General features: G+C 61.0%; 15 protein-coding genes. 7 read left to right on the top strand and 8 right to left on the bottom strand.

All coding sequences use genetic code 11. The annotated features are described in order from the left end of the window. The first annotated feature begins 70 nt into the window (after positions 1 to 70). The 4 genes from E6W33_RS21465 to E6W33_RS21450 are packed head-to-tail and all read left to right on the top strand — an operon-like array spanning position 71 to position 5379. Positions 71 to 2056, top strand: a complete 1986-nt coding sequence (locus tag E6W33_RS21465) for a TonB-dependent receptor (RefSeq protein WP_136419402.1) — start codon at positions 71 to 73, stop codon at positions 2054 to 2056. A 34-nt stretch (positions 2057 to 2090) separates the two neighbouring features. Next, on the top strand, positions 2091 to 3131 hold the full coding sequence (locus tag E6W33_RS21460; protein WP_136419400.1) for an iron ABC transporter permease: 1041 nt from the start codon (positions 2091 to 2093) through the stop codon (positions 3129 to 3131). Positions 3132 to 3134: 3 nt separating this feature from the next. After that, complete coding sequence (locus E6W33_RS21455) at positions 3135 to 3905, top strand: ABC transporter ATP-binding protein (RefSeq protein ID WP_136419399.1); 771 nt, start codon at positions 3135 to 3137, stop codon at positions 3903 to 3905. Positions 3906 to 3915: 10 nt separating this feature from the next. Then, positions 3916 to 5379: a cobyric acid synthase gene (locus E6W33_RS21450; protein WP_136419397.1), complete on the top strand. Its 1464-nt coding sequence runs from the start codon at positions 3916 to 3918 to the stop codon at positions 5377 to 5379. 63 nt (positions 5380 to 5442) lie between these two features. On the opposite strand, the gene E6W33_RS21445 is transcribed toward E6W33_RS21450, so the two are convergent. Genes E6W33_RS21445 through E6W33_RS21435 form a run of 3 tightly spaced genes read right to left on the bottom strand, consistent with a single transcriptional unit; the run spans position 5443 to position 10244 of the window. Next, positions 5443 to 8271: an ATP-binding protein gene (locus E6W33_RS21445; RefSeq protein ID WP_136419396.1), complete on the bottom strand. Its 2829-nt coding sequence runs from the start codon at positions 8269 to 8271 to the stop codon at positions 5443 to 5445. A gap of 7 nt (positions 8272 to 8278) precedes the next feature. After that, a complete protein-coding gene (locus E6W33_RS21440) occupies positions 8279 to 8920 on the bottom strand; it encodes a hypothetical protein (RefSeq protein ID WP_247869730.1) in 642 nt (213 codons plus the stop codon). Beyond that, entirely contained in the window at positions 8826 to 10244 is a 1419-nt protein-coding gene (locus tag E6W33_RS21435) for a hypothetical protein (protein ID WP_247869729.1), read from the bottom strand. Before E6W33_RS21435 ends, E6W33_RS21440 begins: the two co-directional genes overlap by 95 nt. Positions 10245 to 10400: 156 nt before the next feature. Between E6W33_RS21435 and E6W33_RS21430 the strand changes: the two genes are divergently transcribed. After that, entirely contained in the window at positions 10401 to 11012 is a 612-nt protein-coding gene (locus tag E6W33_RS21430; protein ID WP_136419394.1) for a ParA family protein, read from the top strand. A 1-nt stretch (position 11013) separates the two neighbouring features. On the opposite strand, the gene E6W33_RS21425 is transcribed toward E6W33_RS21430, so the two are convergent. Continuing rightward, complete coding sequence (locus E6W33_RS21425; protein WP_136419393.1) at positions 11014 to 11376, bottom strand: hypothetical protein; 363 nt, start codon at positions 11374 to 11376, stop codon at positions 11014 to 11016. 198 nt (positions 11377 to 11574) lie between these two features. On the opposite strand from E6W33_RS21425, the gene E6W33_RS21420 reads away from it, so the two are divergent. Next, positions 11575 to 12084, top strand: coding sequence for a DinB family protein (locus E6W33_RS21420; protein WP_136419391.1), 510 nt, complete (start codon positions 11575 to 11577; stop codon positions 12082 to 12084). Between the two features lie 44 nt (positions 12085 to 12128). Here the strand turns inward: E6W33_RS21420 and E6W33_RS21415 are convergent, their stop codons facing one another. From E6W33_RS21415 to E6W33_RS21400, 4 genes are all read right to left on the bottom strand, one after another. Further along, positions 12129 to 12980, bottom strand: coding sequence for a cobalamin-binding protein (locus E6W33_RS21415; RefSeq protein WP_247869728.1), 852 nt, complete (start codon positions 12978 to 12980; stop codon positions 12129 to 12131). 71 nt (positions 12981 to 13051) lie between these two features. Next, positions 13052 to 13891, bottom strand: a complete 840-nt coding sequence (gene panC / locus E6W33_RS21410; protein ID WP_136419387.1) for a pantoate--beta-alanine ligase — start codon at positions 13889 to 13891, stop codon at positions 13052 to 13054. A 51-nt stretch (positions 13892 to 13942) separates the two neighbouring features. After that, positions 13943 to 14821: a ScpA family protein gene (locus E6W33_RS21405; RefSeq protein ID WP_136419386.1), complete on the bottom strand. Its 879-nt coding sequence runs from the start codon at positions 14819 to 14821 to the stop codon at positions 13943 to 13945. After that, entirely contained in the window at positions 14821 to 15030 is a 210-nt protein-coding gene (locus tag E6W33_RS21400) for a DUF3460 family protein (RefSeq protein ID WP_136419384.1), read from the bottom strand. The genes E6W33_RS21405 and E6W33_RS21400 overlap by 1 nt, the downstream gene beginning before the upstream one ends. A 282-nt stretch (positions 15031 to 15312) precedes the next feature. Here E6W33_RS21400 and E6W33_RS21395 point away from each other — a divergent pair, with 282 nt between their 5' ends. Further along, on the top strand, positions 15313 to 17442 hold the full coding sequence (locus tag E6W33_RS21395; protein ID WP_168798713.1) for an EAL domain-containing protein: 2130 nt from the start codon (positions 15313 to 15315) through the stop codon (positions 17440 to 17442).

Genomic DNA, 17442 nt, shown 5'->3' with positions numbered 1-17442 from the left:
CTCGTCACGCCTTCTGTTGAATCCGTCCTGCGGGGAGGCAGGACGAGTGCATTTTTCCGAAAACAACATCATGATTCGTTCTATCTCGCGCAATGGCGATGCGGCCTGGAAGCCGCTGGCCTTAGCGTCTGCGCTTTGCGCCGTATCTGCGGCCCCCGCATTTGCTCAATCCACTCAAGAAAAAGCACTGGCACCCGTTGTGGTGAGTGCTTCCCGTTTCGCCACCGACCCGGGACAAAGCCCGATCGGTGCTTCCGTCATCACGGCGGAAGAGATCCGCGAAGCAGGCATCAATAACGTCAATGAAGCAATCCGCAAGCTGGGTGGCGTCCACGGCCGCCAGAGCTTCAACGGCTCGCAGGACTTTGCCATTGATTTGCGCGGGTTTGGTGCCAACAGCGATCAGAATCTCGTCGTGATGGTCGACGGCGTCCGTCTGTCGGAAAGCGAATTAAGCACGGCGCTCTTGTCGAGTGTTCCGATTGAAACCGTCGAACGTGTTGAAATCGTGCGCGGCGGCAGCAGTGTGCTGTATGGCGAAGGCGCGACCGGCGGCACGATCCAGATCATTACCAAACGCAGCGCGGCACCAGGATTGCGCGGGACGCTCGTCGGGGAAGTCGGTTCCTACGGTCACAGGGAATTGCGCGGATCGGTGGCGAAAGGCGCGGACGGTTTTTCGCTCGACGCGAATGTGAGTGCGCAGCAAGCGGACAACTATCGCGACAACAATGCGGTCCGGCAAAAGAACTTCAGCGGCGGTGCGCAGTGGGCATCCAGCGAGGGAAGAGTAGGAATGCGTATCGACCTCGCGCGTCAGGATGCGCGCCTGCCTGGCTCGCTGACGCTGGCGCAGTTCGAGGCGAATCCGCGTCAGGCAACGACGCCGAACGATTTCGGTTCGTCCGACACGGATCGGTTTACGCTTCTGGCCGAGCGCCGCCTGGGCGCAATCGACCTCGCGGCAGAGCTGGCGCATCGCGAGAAGACGGTCAAAGCCGTTTACGTCTCGGCATTCGGCTCCTTCGACTATCGCGCGGACAGCCGCATGACCCAGTTTTCGCCGCGCATTCGTCACCGGGCAGAGATGAACGGCATGAAGAATGAGCTGGTCGGCGGTATCGATTTCGCGCAATGGGAGCGAAAGGTAAATAGCAGCTTCGGCGGTTTCCCAAGCTCCACTGCCGATGCGACGCAAACCTCGCGCGCGATCTACGCGCGCGACGAAATCCAGGCAGGCAACGCACGTATCGCCGTCGGCGCGCGTCATGAAACGTTCGACAAGGATTTCGCCGATCCGCTCGCTTTTGGAACGACAGCGTATAACACCTCGCATTCTTTGAACGCGTGGGAGTTGCAAGGAAAGTATGCGTTTTCGCGCGAGCTCGATGTGTTCGCCAAGGCCGGGCGCAGCTATCGTGTCGCCAATGCCGATGAAAACGGATTCACTCCCGTTCCCAATCAAGCATTGGAGCCGCAGACTTCACGCGACCTGGAAGTCGGCCTGACTGCCGGGAATGCCGCGCGAAAGCTGACTGCAAGGGTATTTCGTCATCAGCTGAAAAATGAAATCTTCTTCAATCCGCTTCAGTTCTCCAACGTGAACCTGGACCCCACGCGTCGTCAAGGCGTCGAGGTGGAAGCGAATGTGCGCTTGATGCCGGCATATACCCTGTCGGCCGTGCTGCAGCATGTTTCCGCCAAGTTCACCGATGGTCCGAACAATGGCAAGGAAATGGTACTGGTGCCAAGCAACACCGCGACGCTTCGCCTGAACTGGCTGCCGGGCAGCAGCCAGAGCGCAAGCGTAGGTGTGCAATGGGCCGACTCGCAGCGCTACGGCGGTGACTTTTCCAATAGCTGCGCCATCCGCATTCCATCGTATACGACCGTGGATGCACGTTATGCGAGACGTGTCGGCGCATGGGAGTTGGCAATTGCCGGCAACAACTTGACGGATCGAAGCTATTTCTCGAATGCCTTCGGGGCGTGCGGAACCGGAATCTATTCCGATACCGGCCGTCAACTGAAGGTCTCTGCCCGTCTCGACTTTTAGAGACCGGGCGTCATCATGCGAGTCCGGATGAACCATGCATAGCACTGTCATCAGTCTGCCTTTGTTCAACGAACGCCGCCGTGCGTTCACCGTTCTCGCGGTGATGCTGGTGCTTGCCTGCGCCAGTATCTTGTTCTCCTGCGTCGTCGGCTCCGTCTCGCTGTCGGTTCCCGAGCTGTTCTCGGCACTGGGCGACATGCTGCGTGGCGAGCCGGCGAGCCTGGCCGGGACATTGCTGGAATTGCGCCTTGGACGCGCGCTCTCGGCCTTCGTCACCGGCGCCACTCTCGCGCTGGCAGGTGTCATGATGCAGGCCTTGTTGCGCAATCCGCTCGCCGATCCCTATGTGCTCGGCGTGTCGGGAGGCGCAGCGGTCGGCGCATTGTTCGCAATGCTTTTTTTCACAGCAGCCTGGTTGATCGATATCGCGGCGTTTGCCGGCGCAGTCGCGGTCGCGTTTCTGCTGTTGCTGCTCGCCTATCGCGACCTGCGAGGCAACACCGGAGCCGACGGCGGCGCACCGATGCTGCTGCTTACCGGCGTGATCGTCGCATCGGGCTGCGGAGCGCTGGTCGCGCTGATGCTGTCGCTGGCGCCCGACAATCGCTTGCGCGGCATGGTGTTCTGGCTGATCGGTGACCTTTCGTCGACGCAGATACGCTGGTTGCCCTGGACGATATGGCTGGGCGCGCTTGTGTTCGCAATTCGCGTTGCACGCGCGGTCAACGTGCTTGCCTTGCATGCGGAGGCAGCGGCCACGCTGGGCATACGCGTCGGACGCCTGCGGCAGGGTTTGTTCCTGTGTTCCGCGCTCTTGACTGCGAGTGCGGTCAGCAGCGCCGGCAGCATCGGATTCATCGGTCTGATCGTGCCGCACGCCTGCCGCTTTGCGTGGGGACCCGACCATCGACTGCTGTTCCCCGCAGCCACGCTGGCGGGCGGAAGTTTCCTGGTCCTTGCCGATACGCTGGCACGCAGTGTGCTGGCACCCCAACAACTGCCGGTGGGCGTGATCACGGCCCTGATCGGCGTGCCCATCTTTCTGTTGCAGTTACATCATATTCACAGGAAATAGACGATGCGCACGCTCGACCTGACCCTGCGCATTGGCGACCGGCTCCTGGTCCGGGAGTTGAACTGGCGCGTCGAAGCGGGCCAGTGCTGGTGCGTGATCGGGCGCAATGGCGCGGGAAAAAGTACCTTGCTGCGAACGCTCGCCGGCCTGCGCGACCCCGACGGTGGTGCCATTCGCGTTGGCGAACGCATGCTGCACGATTGGCACGCGCCGGAGCTCGCGCGGCAACGCGCCTACCTGCCGCAGGGACGCAAGGACGCATTTGGATATCGCGCCATCGAAACAGTGCTGGCGGCACGTCATCCTTACCAGGGCGACCAGTACTGGGATGCGGCTGCGGATATCCAGAAGGCGCGCGTGGCCTTGCTTGCACTCGACGTTGCCCATTTGGCGGAGCGTGATGTACGCACGCTTTCCGGCGGCGAGCGCCAGCGTGTCGCGATCGCGGCGGCGCTGGCTCAGGACACCCCTTGGCTGCTGCTGGATGAGCCGGCCAGCGCGCTTGATCTTGCGCACCAGGTCAGCGTGATGGAACTGCTGGCCCGGTTGTGCCGCAAACAGGAAAAGGCGGTGGTCATGGTGAGTCATGACCTCAATCTCGCCCACAGTATTTCCAGCCACGCCTTGTTGCTGATGGGCGACGGACGCTGGATGGCTGGTCCGGTGGAGGAGGTGATGCAGGCGCAGATCCTGAGCGACTGCCTGGGTTACCCGATCGAGACGGTACGACACGGCAATCGAACGCTCTACATTCCCGCGGAAGCACGCCGATGACCAGGCGAAAATGAGCATTCCCTTTCAGACGCTGATGGTGCAGGGCACCACCTCGGACGCCGGCAAGAGCACGGTGGTCGCCGCCTTGTGCCGACTTCTGGCGCGCGAAGGCGTGAAAGTCGTGCCCTTCAAGCCGCAGAACATGGCGCTCAACAGCGCGGTGACCGAAGACGGCGGCGAGATCGGGCGTGCACAGGCCCTGCAGGCGCAAGCCGCCGGCCTGGCTCCGCATAGCGACATGAATCCTGTGCTGCTGAAACCCTCAAGTGACACCGAGGCGCAGATCATCGTGCATGGCAAGGTCCGCGCCGACATGAATGCACGCGATTACCATCAATACAAGACCGTTGCGATGCAGGCTGTGTTGCAATCCTACCGTCGCTTGTCCGAGTCCTATGAGGCCATCATTGTCGAAGGCGCGGGCAGCCCGGCGGAAATCAACCTGCGCGAGCGCGACATCGCCAACATGGGTTTCGCAGAAGAGGTCGATTGCCCGGTGATCCTGGTCGCGGACATCGATCGCGGCGGCGTCTTCGCGCACATCGTCGGCACGCTCGCGTGCCTGTCGGAGAGCGAGCGCAAGCGCATCATAGGTTTCGTGATCAATCGTTTTCGCGGCGATATCAGCTTGCTGCAACCCGGGCTGGAATGGCTGGAAGCGCAGACCGGAAAACCGGTGCTCGCGGTGCTGCCTTATCTGCACGGCTTGTTCCTGGATGCGGAAGATGCGATTCAGCCCATGCAGCATGAAAAAGGCCGCTTCAGGATCGTGGTCCCGGTTCTGCCTCGCATCAGCAACCACACCGACTTCGACGCCCTGCGCGCGCAGCCCGATGTAGATCTTCATTTTGTCGGCCCCGCGCAAGGGATTCCGCCGGCGGATTTGGTCATCCTGCCCGGCAGCAAGAATACAAGGGCCGATCTCGAGTGGCTGATTGCAAACGGCTGGCGCGAAGCATTGCTAAGGCATTTGCGCTATGGCGGCAAGGTGCTTGGGATCTGCGGCGGCTATCAAATGCTGGGGCACACCGTATCGGATCCGCACGGTGTCGAAGGCGCGCCCGGCGAATCCGAGGCATTGGGATTGCTGGATGTCGACACGGTACTGACCGCGGACAAGACGCTGGCCCACATCAACGGCCGATGCGCATTCGCCGACGCGCCGGTCGTCGGATATGAAATCCACGTGGGTGTCTCGCACGGCAGCGCAAGTGCCAGGCCGGCGTTTTATCTCGGCGAGCGTGCGGAGGGGGCGCGTTCCGCGGATGACCGCATTATGGGAACCTACTTGCACGGTCTGTTCGATTTGCCTCAGACGATGGCGGCACTGCTGCGCTGGGCAGGACTCTCCGAGCTCACGCCGGTCGATCCCGGACTGCTGCGCGAGCAAAGCATCGACCGCATCGCTGATGCTGCGGCACCGATACTTGCTGCGCTTGAAAAGCTGGCGGATGGCAAGTCCAAGCTCAAATAGTTCAGCCGAGCTCACCGCCATGCGCAACTGCTGTCACGCATGGCTCGCAGGACCGCTTGGCGGTCAGGCCGCTTTCGCCGACGGCGCGGGGCGCCGCTGCAGCACGAAGATCGGTTGCGCCCAGTGGGTTTCCTTCTTCTTCTTGCTGGTGATCAGCGTGAGTTCCGACGGATCGTAGACGTCGGTGTTGTGCGTCAGCGGCGTCGTCATCAGGTACTGCGCGTCGGTGTTCTTGAGGAATTCGCCGACCAGTTGAATGTTGCGTATGTCCAGATGCGCGAATGGTTCGTCGATGAACACGAAACCGCCGGAGCCTTCGTCGGACTTCAGCAGGCCGATCAGCAGGATCAGGGATTTCATCACCTGCTGACCGCCCGAGGCTTCGCCGTCGTTCATGCCGATTGGCCCCTTGCCGTCGAACTTGAAGCGGACATGCAAGCCCGCTTGAGACAGTTGAATGTCGTCGTTTTCCAGTCGAACGGGGTCGGTGTGGACTTCAATCCCTGCCAGTTCGCCCAGTTCCTTGATGTTGCGGCTGTAAGTCTTGATGGTGTAGCGCAGCCGCTCGATGTAGGCCCCGCGTGCATTGGTGGTCGCTTCAATCGCCCGGTTGTTCTGGTAGCGGCGCTCCTCGGTTTCCGCTTGCCGCCCCTGCAGCAGTGCCGACAGGCGCGCATGTTGATCGACCACGGTCACATCGGTTTCCCAGTCCTCGCGTTCGAGATCGCTTGTCAGATGCTTGAGTCGCAGTTCGACCTGGTGCGCATTCTGATGTTCCTCGACCAGTGCGTGGCGGCGGGCAGGGCGGCGCCAGTTGAACGGCAGGTGACGCCATGTCTGGCGAATACCGGCAAGCGTACGGGCGTGCGCGCTGCGCTCTTCTTCATTGCGCTTGTTTGCCTGCCGCAAGTGCGCTTCGCCCTCGGTCAGTGCGTTCTTTGTCCCGTTCCATTCGCGGTCGGCAAGCACGCGCGCTTCCGTCGCGGTCTTCAGGAGCGGATACAGCTCGCCGAGACGGGTGCCGACCTCGGTGCGCGTGGCCTTGAGCGGCGTGGCGCCGCGTTCCGCTTCCTCGAATTCCATTTGTCGTGCGATCAATTCCTTGGCGGCATCGACGCCGGCAAGGCGCGCCTTGAGTGCGCTGATTTCACCGGCAAGCTTGTTGATCTTCAAGGTCAACGTGTCTTCTTCCGCTTCCAGTTTTGGCAAGGCTTGTTGCAATGCCGCCAGGCGTTGCGCACGCCCGGCCTGGCCGAAACGGTAGCGCGATGGTTCAACGAACAGCGAGCGGCCGCCTCGCCGTTCACGGTGATATGCGTCCGGCGTGATCCACTCCGGTGATCCCGGCAGCTTGGCCCCTTCATCGACCGAATCGACGCGGGTGATGCGGGCCAGCTGATCGATCAGCCATGCCGGCGCGGGTGCGGAAAAGCGCAGCACCGACAACAGGCTTTGATCCTTCGCTACCGGCGCGGCGACGCGTTCGGGGACGATGAAGTGTCCATAGCGCTCCTTCTCGCCGAGACGATAGGCCGCTGCCGCATCTTTCGCGTTCTTCAGCAAGACGACGAAAGTAGAGCCGCGCAGCACGCCCTCGACAGCGCCTTGCCAGCGCGGGTCGGTCACCTCGATGATGTCGGTCAGCATCTCATGCGCAATGCCGGCATCGTTCAGCGCGCGTCGCATGGAACGCACATTGTCCGGTTCCGGCAACGCCGCCTTGCCCTCAAGCGCCGCAATGGCGGCACGATCGGCGGCAAGCCGGCTGGCGAGGTCCGCGCGCGCCTGGCGCAGACCTATGTACTCGGCTTCCTTCTGCTCCGCTTGCGCGGCGACATCGGCGATATCGGCGCCGGCATCGGAGGCCAGTTTCTGCAGACGCATTTTTTGTTCCAGCAGGTTTTCCAGCGGCTTGAGTCTGGTGTTGATCTCGCCCAGCCGCCTTTCCAGTGTGGTCTTTTCCTGCTCCAGCGCCGTCTCGTGATCGTGCGCTGCGCTCAGGGCTTTTGCGCGCTCGGCAACAAGGACGCGCTTTTCGGACAACTGCGCATCCTGCGTGACCACCGATCTTTTTGCATCGCGCAGTGCCTGGCTGACGGTTGCCGCTTTTTCCCGTGTTTCGTGATATTGCAGCGTCGGCAGGATTTCTTCCTGCAGGTCGCGCCGCTCCTTGTTCAGCCCTTCCCACTGATGGTAGTTCGCCACCCGCAGGCGCAAGCGTTCGAGGTTGGTCTGCGAGGCGGCGAGATCCGCTTCGAAGCGCTGCAACTCGGTCTCGGTGTCGCGCTGGTGGCGCTTCGCTTCGTCGTAAGCGTCCAGCACTTCCTTGTCGCCGAATACCTGGAACACAAGGTCGAGCAACTGTCGCGGCGCGTATTCGCACAGCTTGTCGGTCTCGCCTTGTTCCAGCGCCAGCACCTTCGCCATCGCCTGCGACAAGCCGGCATTGGCCAGCCGCTTGCGATACGCGTCCAGACCGAGCCAGTCGCTGGCCTCCTGCACCGCCTCGATCTCGACCACGCCACCGCGCATCAGGTACTGACGCCGCCAGTCTCCTCCGTTCTTCTGGATCTGGCAGAACAGCGTGACTTCATCCTCGCTGAAAAAGCCCGAAGCGCGGAACGGCCGGTTGGAAAGCTGGCGTCCGCTGGGGCGATTGTCGACCACGGCGCGCAGCCAGGCGGTCTGCTCGCCGGAGTGGCGCGCGTAGTGCTTGTATGAGCGACCCATCGAGCAGTCGAGGCCGAACAGCGTGCGCAAGGCATCGAGCAGGGTCGTCTTGCCGGAGCCGTTCTGCCCGGCGATGGTGATGATCTTTGCGTCCAGCGGGATGTTCTTGATGCGCTGCCAGTAATCCCAGTGCACCAGTTCAAGCGATTTGATATGAAACATGCGATTCCTATTCCGTGACTTCCTGCGGCGCGCGCTTGAAAATGTCGGCCAGAGCTCCGTTGACGATGCGCTCCTTGAGCGTGTCGGTATCCATCATCAGATCCAGCAGCGGTCCTTCCAGGATCATGTCGCCTTTCATTTCGATGAAGCCGAGCCTTGCAAGCTGGCCGAGGTTCATGCCGATGCGCGTCTTCTTGCCGAGCTTGTCGCCGAAGTCCGCCAGCAGCGCCTTGAGGGAAATACCGGTCGACGCCTCTTCCGCGCGCGGCATGGGCTTGTCCTTGCCGAACATGTCGTTCTGATCCTCGGCGGCGTTGCGGTGCGACTCCTGCCGCTCGCGTTTGGGCAGAATGATGAGCGCCCACAGCACCACCAGCAGCGCCACGCCGTCGCGTGCCAGGCCGGCATTATTGTTCTGCCATGTGTCGCGCGCACCGAAGATCTTCGGTTCGACTTCGCGCGTCAGCGCGAGCGTGACGTGGTCGGCGTAGACGTTGTCGAGCAGCTTCAGTCCGCAGGCCGAAAGACGATTATCGAGCTCGGCGCGGAACAATTCATCCGACAGCGCTCGCTTCACCAGCTTGTTGTCGCGCGGTAGCGTCTGATGCGTGAGCAACTGTGCGATCAGGATTTGCGCTTCGTGGTTCATGCTGTATATCCGTTCGAGATTCTGGTTTGTGTGAGAGGGATGCGTTCGAGATGGCGACCACATGCGGGTCCTTCAGCGCGATCATGCCGTCTTGTGGCGTGAAGACCAGCGGCAGGCGAGCCATGTGCGCAGTGCCGCCTTGCAGCGCCGATTCGCTTTCATCGCCCAGCAGCGGCAGCAGCGAAGCCCGGTAGGAGGCGATCGCGAAGCTGGCCGGCAGCAGCGTGTCCTGCACCGGCGTGGCGGCCGGCGATGGCGACGCAAATGACGAGAGGCGATTCAGCCACGCGTCCAGCTCGACCGGCATGCTCGCTTCCTGGCTGCGCGTGACGGGCGCGTCCTCACCCGCGGGCAGTGCGGAAGCCGCGGTCGCGACCCGATCGGCGAACAGTTCGGCTTCGGCGACATCGATCATTTCCGAAGGAGTGATGAACAGTGGCGTGACCGGCGTCGACACGGCGCCGTCCGCCAGGGCCGCCAGGTCGTCCTGCTGCATCAGCCAGGTCTTGATATCGGTGGTCGAGAGGCCGGATTGCCCGAGATGGACGCGCTGGCGCTCGATCTGGTTGAGGGCGCGCGAAAACATGCCCTGCATGTTCAGGAGGGCGCTCTGTGCGCGGCCGATGGCTTGCGCCGCGCGATGCGTGGCCGCATCGGCCTGGGGATCGGTCGTGATCGCATGGATGATCTGCGATCCTTTCTCCACCCAGTCGCAGGCGGTATGCCATTTTTCCTGCGCCGCGCGCAGCCGGAATTCCGAACCGGAGGCAATCGCGTCGCGGAACTCCTCGGTCAGGTCGACCAGGCGTCCGAGCAGGTGTTGCAACTGCTCGACATTCACGCCGCCGACCGCCTGCGATCCGGCGACCTGTGACAGCAGGAAGCCCATCTCCGCCTCGTCGTCGCCTTGAATCAGGCCGAGCAGGCCGTCGATGGCCGCCAGCACATTGCGCGCGGTCGGCGTCATGCGATAGACGCCCTGTGCGGCATCCCAGGCGAGCAACTGATGCGAGCGCAGGCGTGCCAGCACGGTTTCCAGGCTGTCCGGATCGAGATAGGCGAGCCGGGTGTTGATGTCGGCGCGCGACAGCGCAGACGACTGCGTGTCGGCCGCCAGTTCCTTGAGCACCAGCAATCGCACCAGCACGCCATCGAATCCGCCATGGAACAGGGCGGTAAATGCCTGCAGCAGCGGTTGCGCCCGCTTCAGGCGGAAGACCTGCTCAATATCGTCCGGAGAGATGTCAGGCTTGAAATAGGCTTGCAGCGAGGCTGGGGCGCCGTCGTCCGTGACGGCGGGGAGAGTCGTCGAATTGTTTTGCATCGCGGTATTTTAAGGCACGATAACTTGCCGGGGAGCAGAAAAGCGCGTCCACAGTTTCCTTGCTGAAAAGATGCCGTGTTATGCTCTTTGGAAACGTTGCGTCAGTGGCACGAAACGACAAAAGTATTGCAAACATGTCAACTCATCGGGGGGAACATGCCAGTCATTGTCATTGCGAATCCAAAGGGAGGCGTCGGCAAAAGCACCATCGCCACCAATCTCGCCGGATATTTCGCCAAGCAGGGCCACAAAGTCATGCTCGGCGATTCGGATGTCCAGCAATCTTCTCGCGCATGGCTGGCGCTGCGCCCCGGCAGCCTTCCGCCGATCGCCTCATGGGACATCGTCAATGGCCATGTTGCCAGGCCGCCCAAGGGCACCACGCATATCGTGCTCGATACGCCGGCCGGACTCTCCGGTGCGCGACTTGAAGAGGTATTGCGCATTGCCGACAAGGTCCTTGTGCCGCTCCAGGCATCGATGTTCGATATTCTGGCAACCCAGGAATTCCTGCAGCGCCTCGCCGGCAGGCATGGTCACGCCGGCGTCGGTGTGCTTGGCATGCGCATCAACGTTCGCACCCGCGCCGCGGACCAGCTCGCGCATTACGTCAGTAATCTTGGTTTGCCTGTGCTTGGCTATCTGCGCGACACGCAGAACTACGTCCAGCTCGCCGCCCACGGCGCCACGGTATGGGATGTCGCACCGTCGCGGGTGGATAAGGATCTCGAGCAGTGGCAGGAAGTCGTGAAGTGGGTGCAGCAGTAATTTATTCGCAGACCTGCTTGCCGTGTTCGGACACGACCGGAATGAGTGATAAGCTCGCCGAGACGTACTGAAACATGTAGACGCAGCCGTAGGGATCCTTGATGTACATGCCGTGCACCGCAGTCCCGGCTTCCGAGAGATGCTGTTTTCGTGCTTCGGCGGGCGACAGATATTTGCCGTTCTGGGAAGCGATTGCGTTGGAAATCGGCTGGGGGAGAAGGCTGCGCGCGGCTTCCAGGGTTGGTGGGTAAAAGGACAGCGCAACAAGCGTGCCCAGCACGCAGCCGCCCGTCATCAGAGCGGTTCTTTTCCATTGCGGCATGCGACGCTGACGGAAAACAGGTTTTTCGTTCGAGAAGCCCATAAAATTCCACTGAATCTACGATGCGAAACAACCGGCCACGCGATCAGTGCCCGGAATCGAACAAACCATTGCAAGGCGTGCAGCCTGCCCCGCGAAATCGGACGATTATATATGGGCTTGCCCTTGCGTCAACACATTCCGGCGCGCAGTTCGTTATCATGCCCTTGTTGATTTCATCATTTTCAGCATGGATTGGATATGATCGCACCCGGATACGCGCAGACCATGGCAGCTTACAACCACTGGATGAATGAAAAGCTTTACCAGGCGTGCGAGCGCCTGACGGATGAAGAGCGCAAGTTGGATCGAGGCGCGTTCTTCAAGTCGATCCATTCGACCTTGAATCACATCATCTGGGGGGACTACATGTGGCTGGGCCGTTTTACGCATGAGACGCCGCTGGCGAAGGCGTATCCGAAGGCTTCGATTGGCACTGACCTGTACGAGGATTGGCATGCGCTCAAGGCTGCGCGATCAGCGATGGACGAGGATATCCTGGCCTGGGCTGCGACGCTCGACGCTGAATGGCTGGCAAGCGATTTCAGCTGGTACAGCGGCCTGACCAAATCGACTCGCACCCGACCGGCATGGCTGCTGGTGACCCATCTCTTTAACCATCAGACGCATCATCGCGCACAGGTGACGACGCTGTTGTCGCAGCAGGGCATCGACCCAGGCGATACAGACCTGATGTTGATGCCGCTTTGACGATCTGTTGAACGACAAAGCGGAACTCGCCTTGCAGCAATCGCTCAGGGTCTTCTCGAGCGTGCCGCGTCGAGTTCCTTGCACAACATTTCCATGCCATCCAGGATGCGCGGTCCGGAACGATTCATCAGTGTGCCATCGACCAGGATGAGGTTGCCGCGCGCAACCGCCTTCAGTTTTGGAAAGCGGCGCCAGGGCGAAAACACATCGTCCTGCTCGCCGCTGCTGGCAACGATCGCTTCAGGATCGGCCTTGAGCACGGCCTCCACGCTGACTGTGGGCGCGAGTTGCGGCAGGCTGGCGAAGATATTGATGCCGCCGCACTGACGAATGGCGGAAGACACCATGTGCATGCCGTTCAGCGTCATCAGCGGCGATCGCCAGATCTGGTAGAAGACGGTGATGCTGCGTCGCTGCTGGTAGGTATCGCGCAGATGCTTGAGGCGCGTGCGGAAAGCGTTCGCCGCCGCTTCGCCGGCTGCGTCGGTCCCCGCCAGGTGCGCCAGGCTTTCCATGGAACGCGCAATCGCAGCGAAGTCGTAGGGTTCGCTCTTGAATACCGGAATGCCAAGCTGCTCAAGCCTTGCCAATTGCGGCGCTGCGTTGCCGTTGTTCCAGCCGACGATCAGATCGGGTTTGAGCTGAATGATGCGTTCCATGTCGAGCGACAAGCCGCTGCCGACTGAAGGAATCCGCCTCGCTTCCGCCGGGTAATCGCTGAATTCGGAAACGCCGACGACATAGCGACCGGCGCCCGCCGCGAAAAGCAGTTCGGTCACATGCGGCGCGAGACTGACGATGCGGTGCGCGGGCGCGGGAAGGGTGACGGTTCGTTTGGTGTCGTCGACGACCGAAATCGCAGCCCGCGCTGATCCCAGGGGAAGCAGCGCGAGCATGCTGCAGGCGATAAGCCGTGTTAGGTGTTTGCGCCGCATTGGTTACAGGCTATTGCGAGCGGAGCGGGTGCTCAGATTTCGAGATTGTCGATCAGACGCGTGATGCCGAGCTTGGCCGCGGCAAGTACCACCAGCGGCTCGCCTTGCGCCAGATCGCCGGCGGAGGGCGGTTGCAGATCGGCACGCTTGCGAATCGAAATGTAGTCCGGTTTCCAGCCGCGCTTCGCGAGCCTGGCCATCGCCTGGCGCTCCAGTTCGAACATGTCGAGATGTCCGGAGCGGACCTCATCGGCGACTTCATTGAGAAGCTTGTACAACGCCGGGGCTTCCGCGCGCTCTTCCGGCGAGAGATAGCTGTTGCGCGAGGAGAGCGCCAGTCCGTCGTCCGCACGGTAGGTTTCCGCTGCGATGATTTCGGTCGGCAGCGCGAATTGCTTCGACATGTTCCGCACGATCATCAACTGCTGGTAATCCTTCTTGCCGAAAACGGCAACGCGCGGTTGCACGCAGGAGAACAGCTTCAGCACGACAGTCGTCACGCCGGTGAAGAAGCCGGGACGAAACTCGCCTTCCAGGATATTGCCCAGGTCGTCCGGCGGACGCACGCGGTACTCCTGCGGCTCCGGATACATATCCCGTTCGGTCGGCGCGAACAGCACATACACACCTTCCTTTTCCAGCTTTTCCACGTCGGCCTGGAAGGTGCGCGGATATTTGTCGAAATCTTCGTTCGGGCCGAATTGCAGGCGGTTCACGAAGATCGAAGCCACCACCGGATCGCCATGCCTGCGCGCCAGACGCATCAGCGAAAGATGGCCCTCGTGCAGGTTGCCCATGGTGGGCACGAAGGCGGTGCGCAATTGTCCGCGCAACTGGTCGCGCAATTCGTCAATAGAGGAAATGATTTTCATGGAACAGCCTTGCTACGGTAATGAGCCTGATGCGGCCGGGGATGGTGAAGTTCAGGTCGGAGAATAAGCCAATCGGACATAGATCGGCGCAAAAGCTTCGGCCTGCGTGATTTCGATCAGAGTTTCTTTCGCCAGTTCGAGCAGCGCGATGAAGTTGACGACCAACACCGGCACGCCGCGCGAGGGGTCGAACAGGTCGGCGAATTCGACAAACTTTGCCGATTGCAAGCGGCGCAGGATGCCGGTCATGTGCTCGCGCACGGACAGTTCTTCGCGGCTGATGGTGTGGTGCGCGGTCAGCTTGGCGCGTTTGAGGATGTCGCTCCAGACGGCCTGCAATTCAGACATGCTGACTTCCGGCCAGCGCGTGACCATGCTCTGCTCAATGAAGATCTGCGCACGAACATAGTCGCGGCCTAGCTGCGGCAGCGTGTCGATCTGCTGCGCGGCCAGCTTCATTTGCTCGTACTCCAGCAGGCGGCGCACCAGTTCGGCGCGCGGATCTTCCGCTTCCGCGCCGCTGTCGCTCTTCTTCACCGGCAGCAGCATGCGCGACTTGATCTCGATGAGCATGGCGGCCATCAGCAGGTACTCGGCCGCCAGTTCGAGATTGCGTTCGCGGATCTGCTCGACATATTCGAGGTATTGCAGGGTGACCTGCGCCATCGGAATGTCGAGGATGTTGAAGTTCTGCTTGCGGATCAGGTACAGCAGCAGATCGAGCGGACCCTGAAATGCTTCGAGAAAGACTTCCAGCGCATCCGGTGGGATGTAGAGGTCCGACGGGAGCTTGAACAGCGGCTCGCCGTACAGTTTCGCGAATGCCACGCCGTCGATCACGTTGGGAGTCGAGTCCGGTTGATTCGCAAGCGCCAGTTCGGGCGCATCAGCCGGCAAGTGCGCTAGCAGTGCGTCCTGCTGTGTCGTCATCAGTGCTTGGTCTGATAGACGTAGGCTTGCTGCTTGATGCGGGATTCTTCCGCACGGCGGCGGGCGTCGAGATCGATCGGCGCCTTGTCCCAGTGAATCAGGCGGCCGTTGCGCTGTTTTTCGTCAAGCGAAGGATCCTTCTGCTTCATCTCGGAGAGGAATCGGGTGTAGTCGGATACGTAGAGCTTGTTGTGTTTGCTGAATGCCATGATGGTTGTGGGCCCGGTGAAAATGCACCCGCTATTTTACCCTGTCTTTGACACTATTCCGCCAATGCAATTGCTGTTCTGCGTCGGGCAGCTGTCGAGCTTGTCCGTTTTGCAATCAATGCCTCAATTTGTTGTAGCGAACTGATCTTGATGTTGGTATTATTTCTATCAAGCAATATTCCGTTCCGGTACACGGACAGGACAATCACCCTGGAAGTGACGTTTATCCCCGAGTGCGATTTCGCCGGACGCAGAGCGAACTCAGGGAGAAAGAGGCGCACGATGCATTTGGCTGCTGACAAGGATCTGGCCGATGTCCTGGTAGTCGACGACACGCCGACGGACCGGGAGCTTCTGGCCGCCATTCTGAGCGGCCATGGTTATCGCGTCCGTTCCGCCGCCAGCGGCGTCACCGCACTGGAGCAGATCGAGCGCGCGCAACCGGACCTGATTCTGCTCGACATTCACATGCCCGAGATGAATGGATTCGAGGTGTGCCGCCATCTCAAACAGTCCAAGCAGTTCAACGGCATCCCCGTCATTTTCGTCAGCGTTTCCGACGATACCGACAGCAAGGTCGCCGCGTTCAATTGCGGCGGCATCGACTATGTCACCAAGCCATTCAGGTCGGCGGAGATCCAGGCGCGCATCCATGCGCACCTGCAGATGAAATACGCCCGCGACCAGCTTGGGTTCCAGGCAGGACATGACACCCTGACCGGGCTGCCGAACCGGAATCTGCTCACCGACCGCCTGCAGCAGGCGATCAGCTTCGCCGACCGTTACGGCGGTCAGCTCGGGGTTGCTTATATCGACCTCGACAAGTTCAAGACCGTGAATGACCGGCTCGGCCACGAAGCAGGCGATCATTTGCTGGTCGAAGCGGCATGCCGGCTTCAATCGTGCGTGCGCGAGTCCGACACCATCGCCCGCATCGGCGGCGACGAATTTGTCATCGTGTTTTACGACCAGATCTGCGAGAACGTCGCCGCCCATGCCATGCAGCGCATACTGGATTGCATGGCCGAACCGATCGTGTACGAGGGTTATTCCATCGTGCCGAGCTGCAGCATCGGATTCGCCTTTTATCCGCAAGATGGCGGCGATGTCGAAACGCTTCTCAAGAATGCGGACATCGCGATGTATCGTGCAAAAGAGCTTGGGCGCAACAACTCCCAGTTCTTTACGGGCGAGCTGAATCAGCGCATGAATGAGCGCATGGCACTGGAGAGGAGTCTGCGCCTTGCCATTGAACGCGAGGAGTTTGTGCTGCATTACCAGCCGCGCATCGATTTGCGTGGCGGCCAGGTCATCGGCCTGGAGGCATTGATTCGCTGGCAGCATCCCGAGCTCGGACTGCTGCCGCCCCTGCACTTCATTCCGCTCGCCGAAGAAGCGGGCCTGATCGGCCAGATCGGCGATTGGGTGATTCGCACTGCCTGCGCCCAGCACAAGCAGTGGCAGCAACAGGCGCTGTTGCAGGTGCCGATTGCCATCAATATTTCGCCGTCGCAGTTCCTGAACCCCGGTTTTGCGCAATCGATTGCTTCGACACTGCGCGATATGGACGTCGCGGCCTGCCATCTCGAGTTCGACTTCAAGGAGTCCTTGCTGATGCAGGATCCGGCTGTGGCGATGCGAGTTTTGCAGGAACTCAAGGTGCTTGGCATCGGACTGTCGATCGATGATTTCGGCACAGGATTTTCCAATCTCGGTTACCTCAAGCGCTTCCCAGTCGACAGGATCAAGCTGGATCCGAGCTTCATCAGCGAGATTCAAAGCCATCCGGACGATCTTGCCATTGCCGACGCTGTCATTGCGATGGCGCACAGCCTGCGATTGAAAGTGGCGGCAGAGGGCATGGAAAACGGCAGTCAGCTCGCGTTGCTTGCGGCGCACGGCTGCGATGAAATGCAAGGCGATTACTTCAGTCCGGCGCTTCCCGCCGACCTGTGCCTGGCCGTGCTATTGGAAAAGCGCGTGCTGGAGATCGAAAAAATCAGCAGGTCCCGTCACGCCCCCGCCATGTTGCTGCTGTCCCGAAACGAGAACAGCCGTCGTGCCTTGTCCGCTGCGTCGCAGTTTGCGCGCTATCGTCTGCTGGAGGCGTCGGATGCGCGCGAGGCGTTCGACCTGTTGGCAGCCGAGGAAGTGGGCATCGTCCTGTGCGATCAGGGCATGTCCGGCATCGGCGGCGTTGAGTTTTTGAGCCGCGTCAAACAGATGTATCCGAACACCGTGCGCATTCTTCTCGGCGGGGAGTTCGATGCGACGGTCAGCGCCGATGCGATCAATCGCGGCGGCATTTACAAATTCCTGCACCAGCCCTGGAGCGAGCGCGCTATGGTGGATATGCTGGCCGATGCATTTGCGCGCTACGAAGGCAGCGTACGCGCTGCCGGGCTCCATTAA

Origin of the sequence: Herbaspirillum sp. ST 5-3 (genome assembly GCF_004804275.1) — a bacterium.
In the GTDB taxonomy this organism is placed as follows: Bacteria; Pseudomonadota; Gammaproteobacteria; order Burkholderiales; family Burkholderiaceae_D; genus Noviherbaspirillum.
The sequence above is the reverse complement of the archived record's forward strand: the minus strand, read 5'-3'. Positions and strand labels throughout refer to the sequence as shown.

Coding starts and splice junctions, on each gene's coding strand:
- E6W33_RS21465 (WP_136419402.1), top strand. CDS start 71: ATGATTCGTTCTATCTCGCGCAATGGCGATGCGGCCTGGAAGCCGCTG.
- E6W33_RS21460 (WP_136419400.1), top strand. CDS start 2,091: ATGCATAGCACTGTCATCAGTCTGCCTTTGTTCAACGAACGCCGCCGT.
- E6W33_RS21455 (WP_136419399.1), top strand. CDS start 3,135: ATGCGCACGCTCGACCTGACCCTGCGCATTGGCGACCGGCTCCTGGTC.
- E6W33_RS21450 (WP_136419397.1), top strand. CDS start 3,916: ATGAGCATTCCCTTTCAGACGCTGATGGTGCAGGGCACCACCTCGGAC.
- E6W33_RS21445 (WP_136419396.1), bottom strand. CDS start 8,271: ATGTTTCATATCAAATCGCTTGAACTGGTGCACTGGGATTACTGGCAG.
- E6W33_RS21440 (WP_247869730.1), bottom strand. CDS start 8,920: ATGAACCACGAAGCGCAAATCCTGATCGCACAGTTGCTCACGCATCAG.
- E6W33_RS21435 (WP_247869729.1), bottom strand. CDS start 10,244: ATGCAAAACAATTCGACGACTCTCCCCGCCGTCACGGACGACGGCGCC.
- E6W33_RS21430 (WP_136419394.1), top strand. CDS start 10,401: ATGCCAGTCATTGTCATTGCGAATCCAAAGGGAGGCGTCGGCAAAAGC.
- E6W33_RS21425 (WP_136419393.1), bottom strand. CDS start 11,376: ATGGGCTTCTCGAACGAAAAACCTGTTTTCCGTCAGCGTCGCATGCCG.
- E6W33_RS21420 (WP_136419391.1), top strand. CDS start 11,575: ATGATCGCACCCGGATACGCGCAGACCATGGCAGCTTACAACCACTGG.
- E6W33_RS21415 (WP_247869728.1), bottom strand. CDS start 12,980: ATGCTCGCGCTGCTTCCCCTGGGATCAGCGCGGGCTGCGATTTCGGTC.
- panC (WP_136419387.1), bottom strand. CDS start 13,891: ATGAAAATCATTTCCTCTATTGACGAATTGCGCGACCAGTTGCGCGGA.
- E6W33_RS21405 (WP_136419386.1), bottom strand. CDS start 14,821: ATGACGACACAGCAGGACGCACTGCTAGCGCACTTGCCGGCTGATGCG.
- E6W33_RS21400 (WP_136419384.1), bottom strand. CDS start 15,030: ATGGCATTCAGCAAACACAACAAGCTCTACGTATCCGACTACACCCGA.
- E6W33_RS21395 (WP_168798713.1), top strand. CDS start 15,313: ATGCATTTGGCTGCTGACAAGGATCTGGCCGATGTCCTGGTAGTCGAC.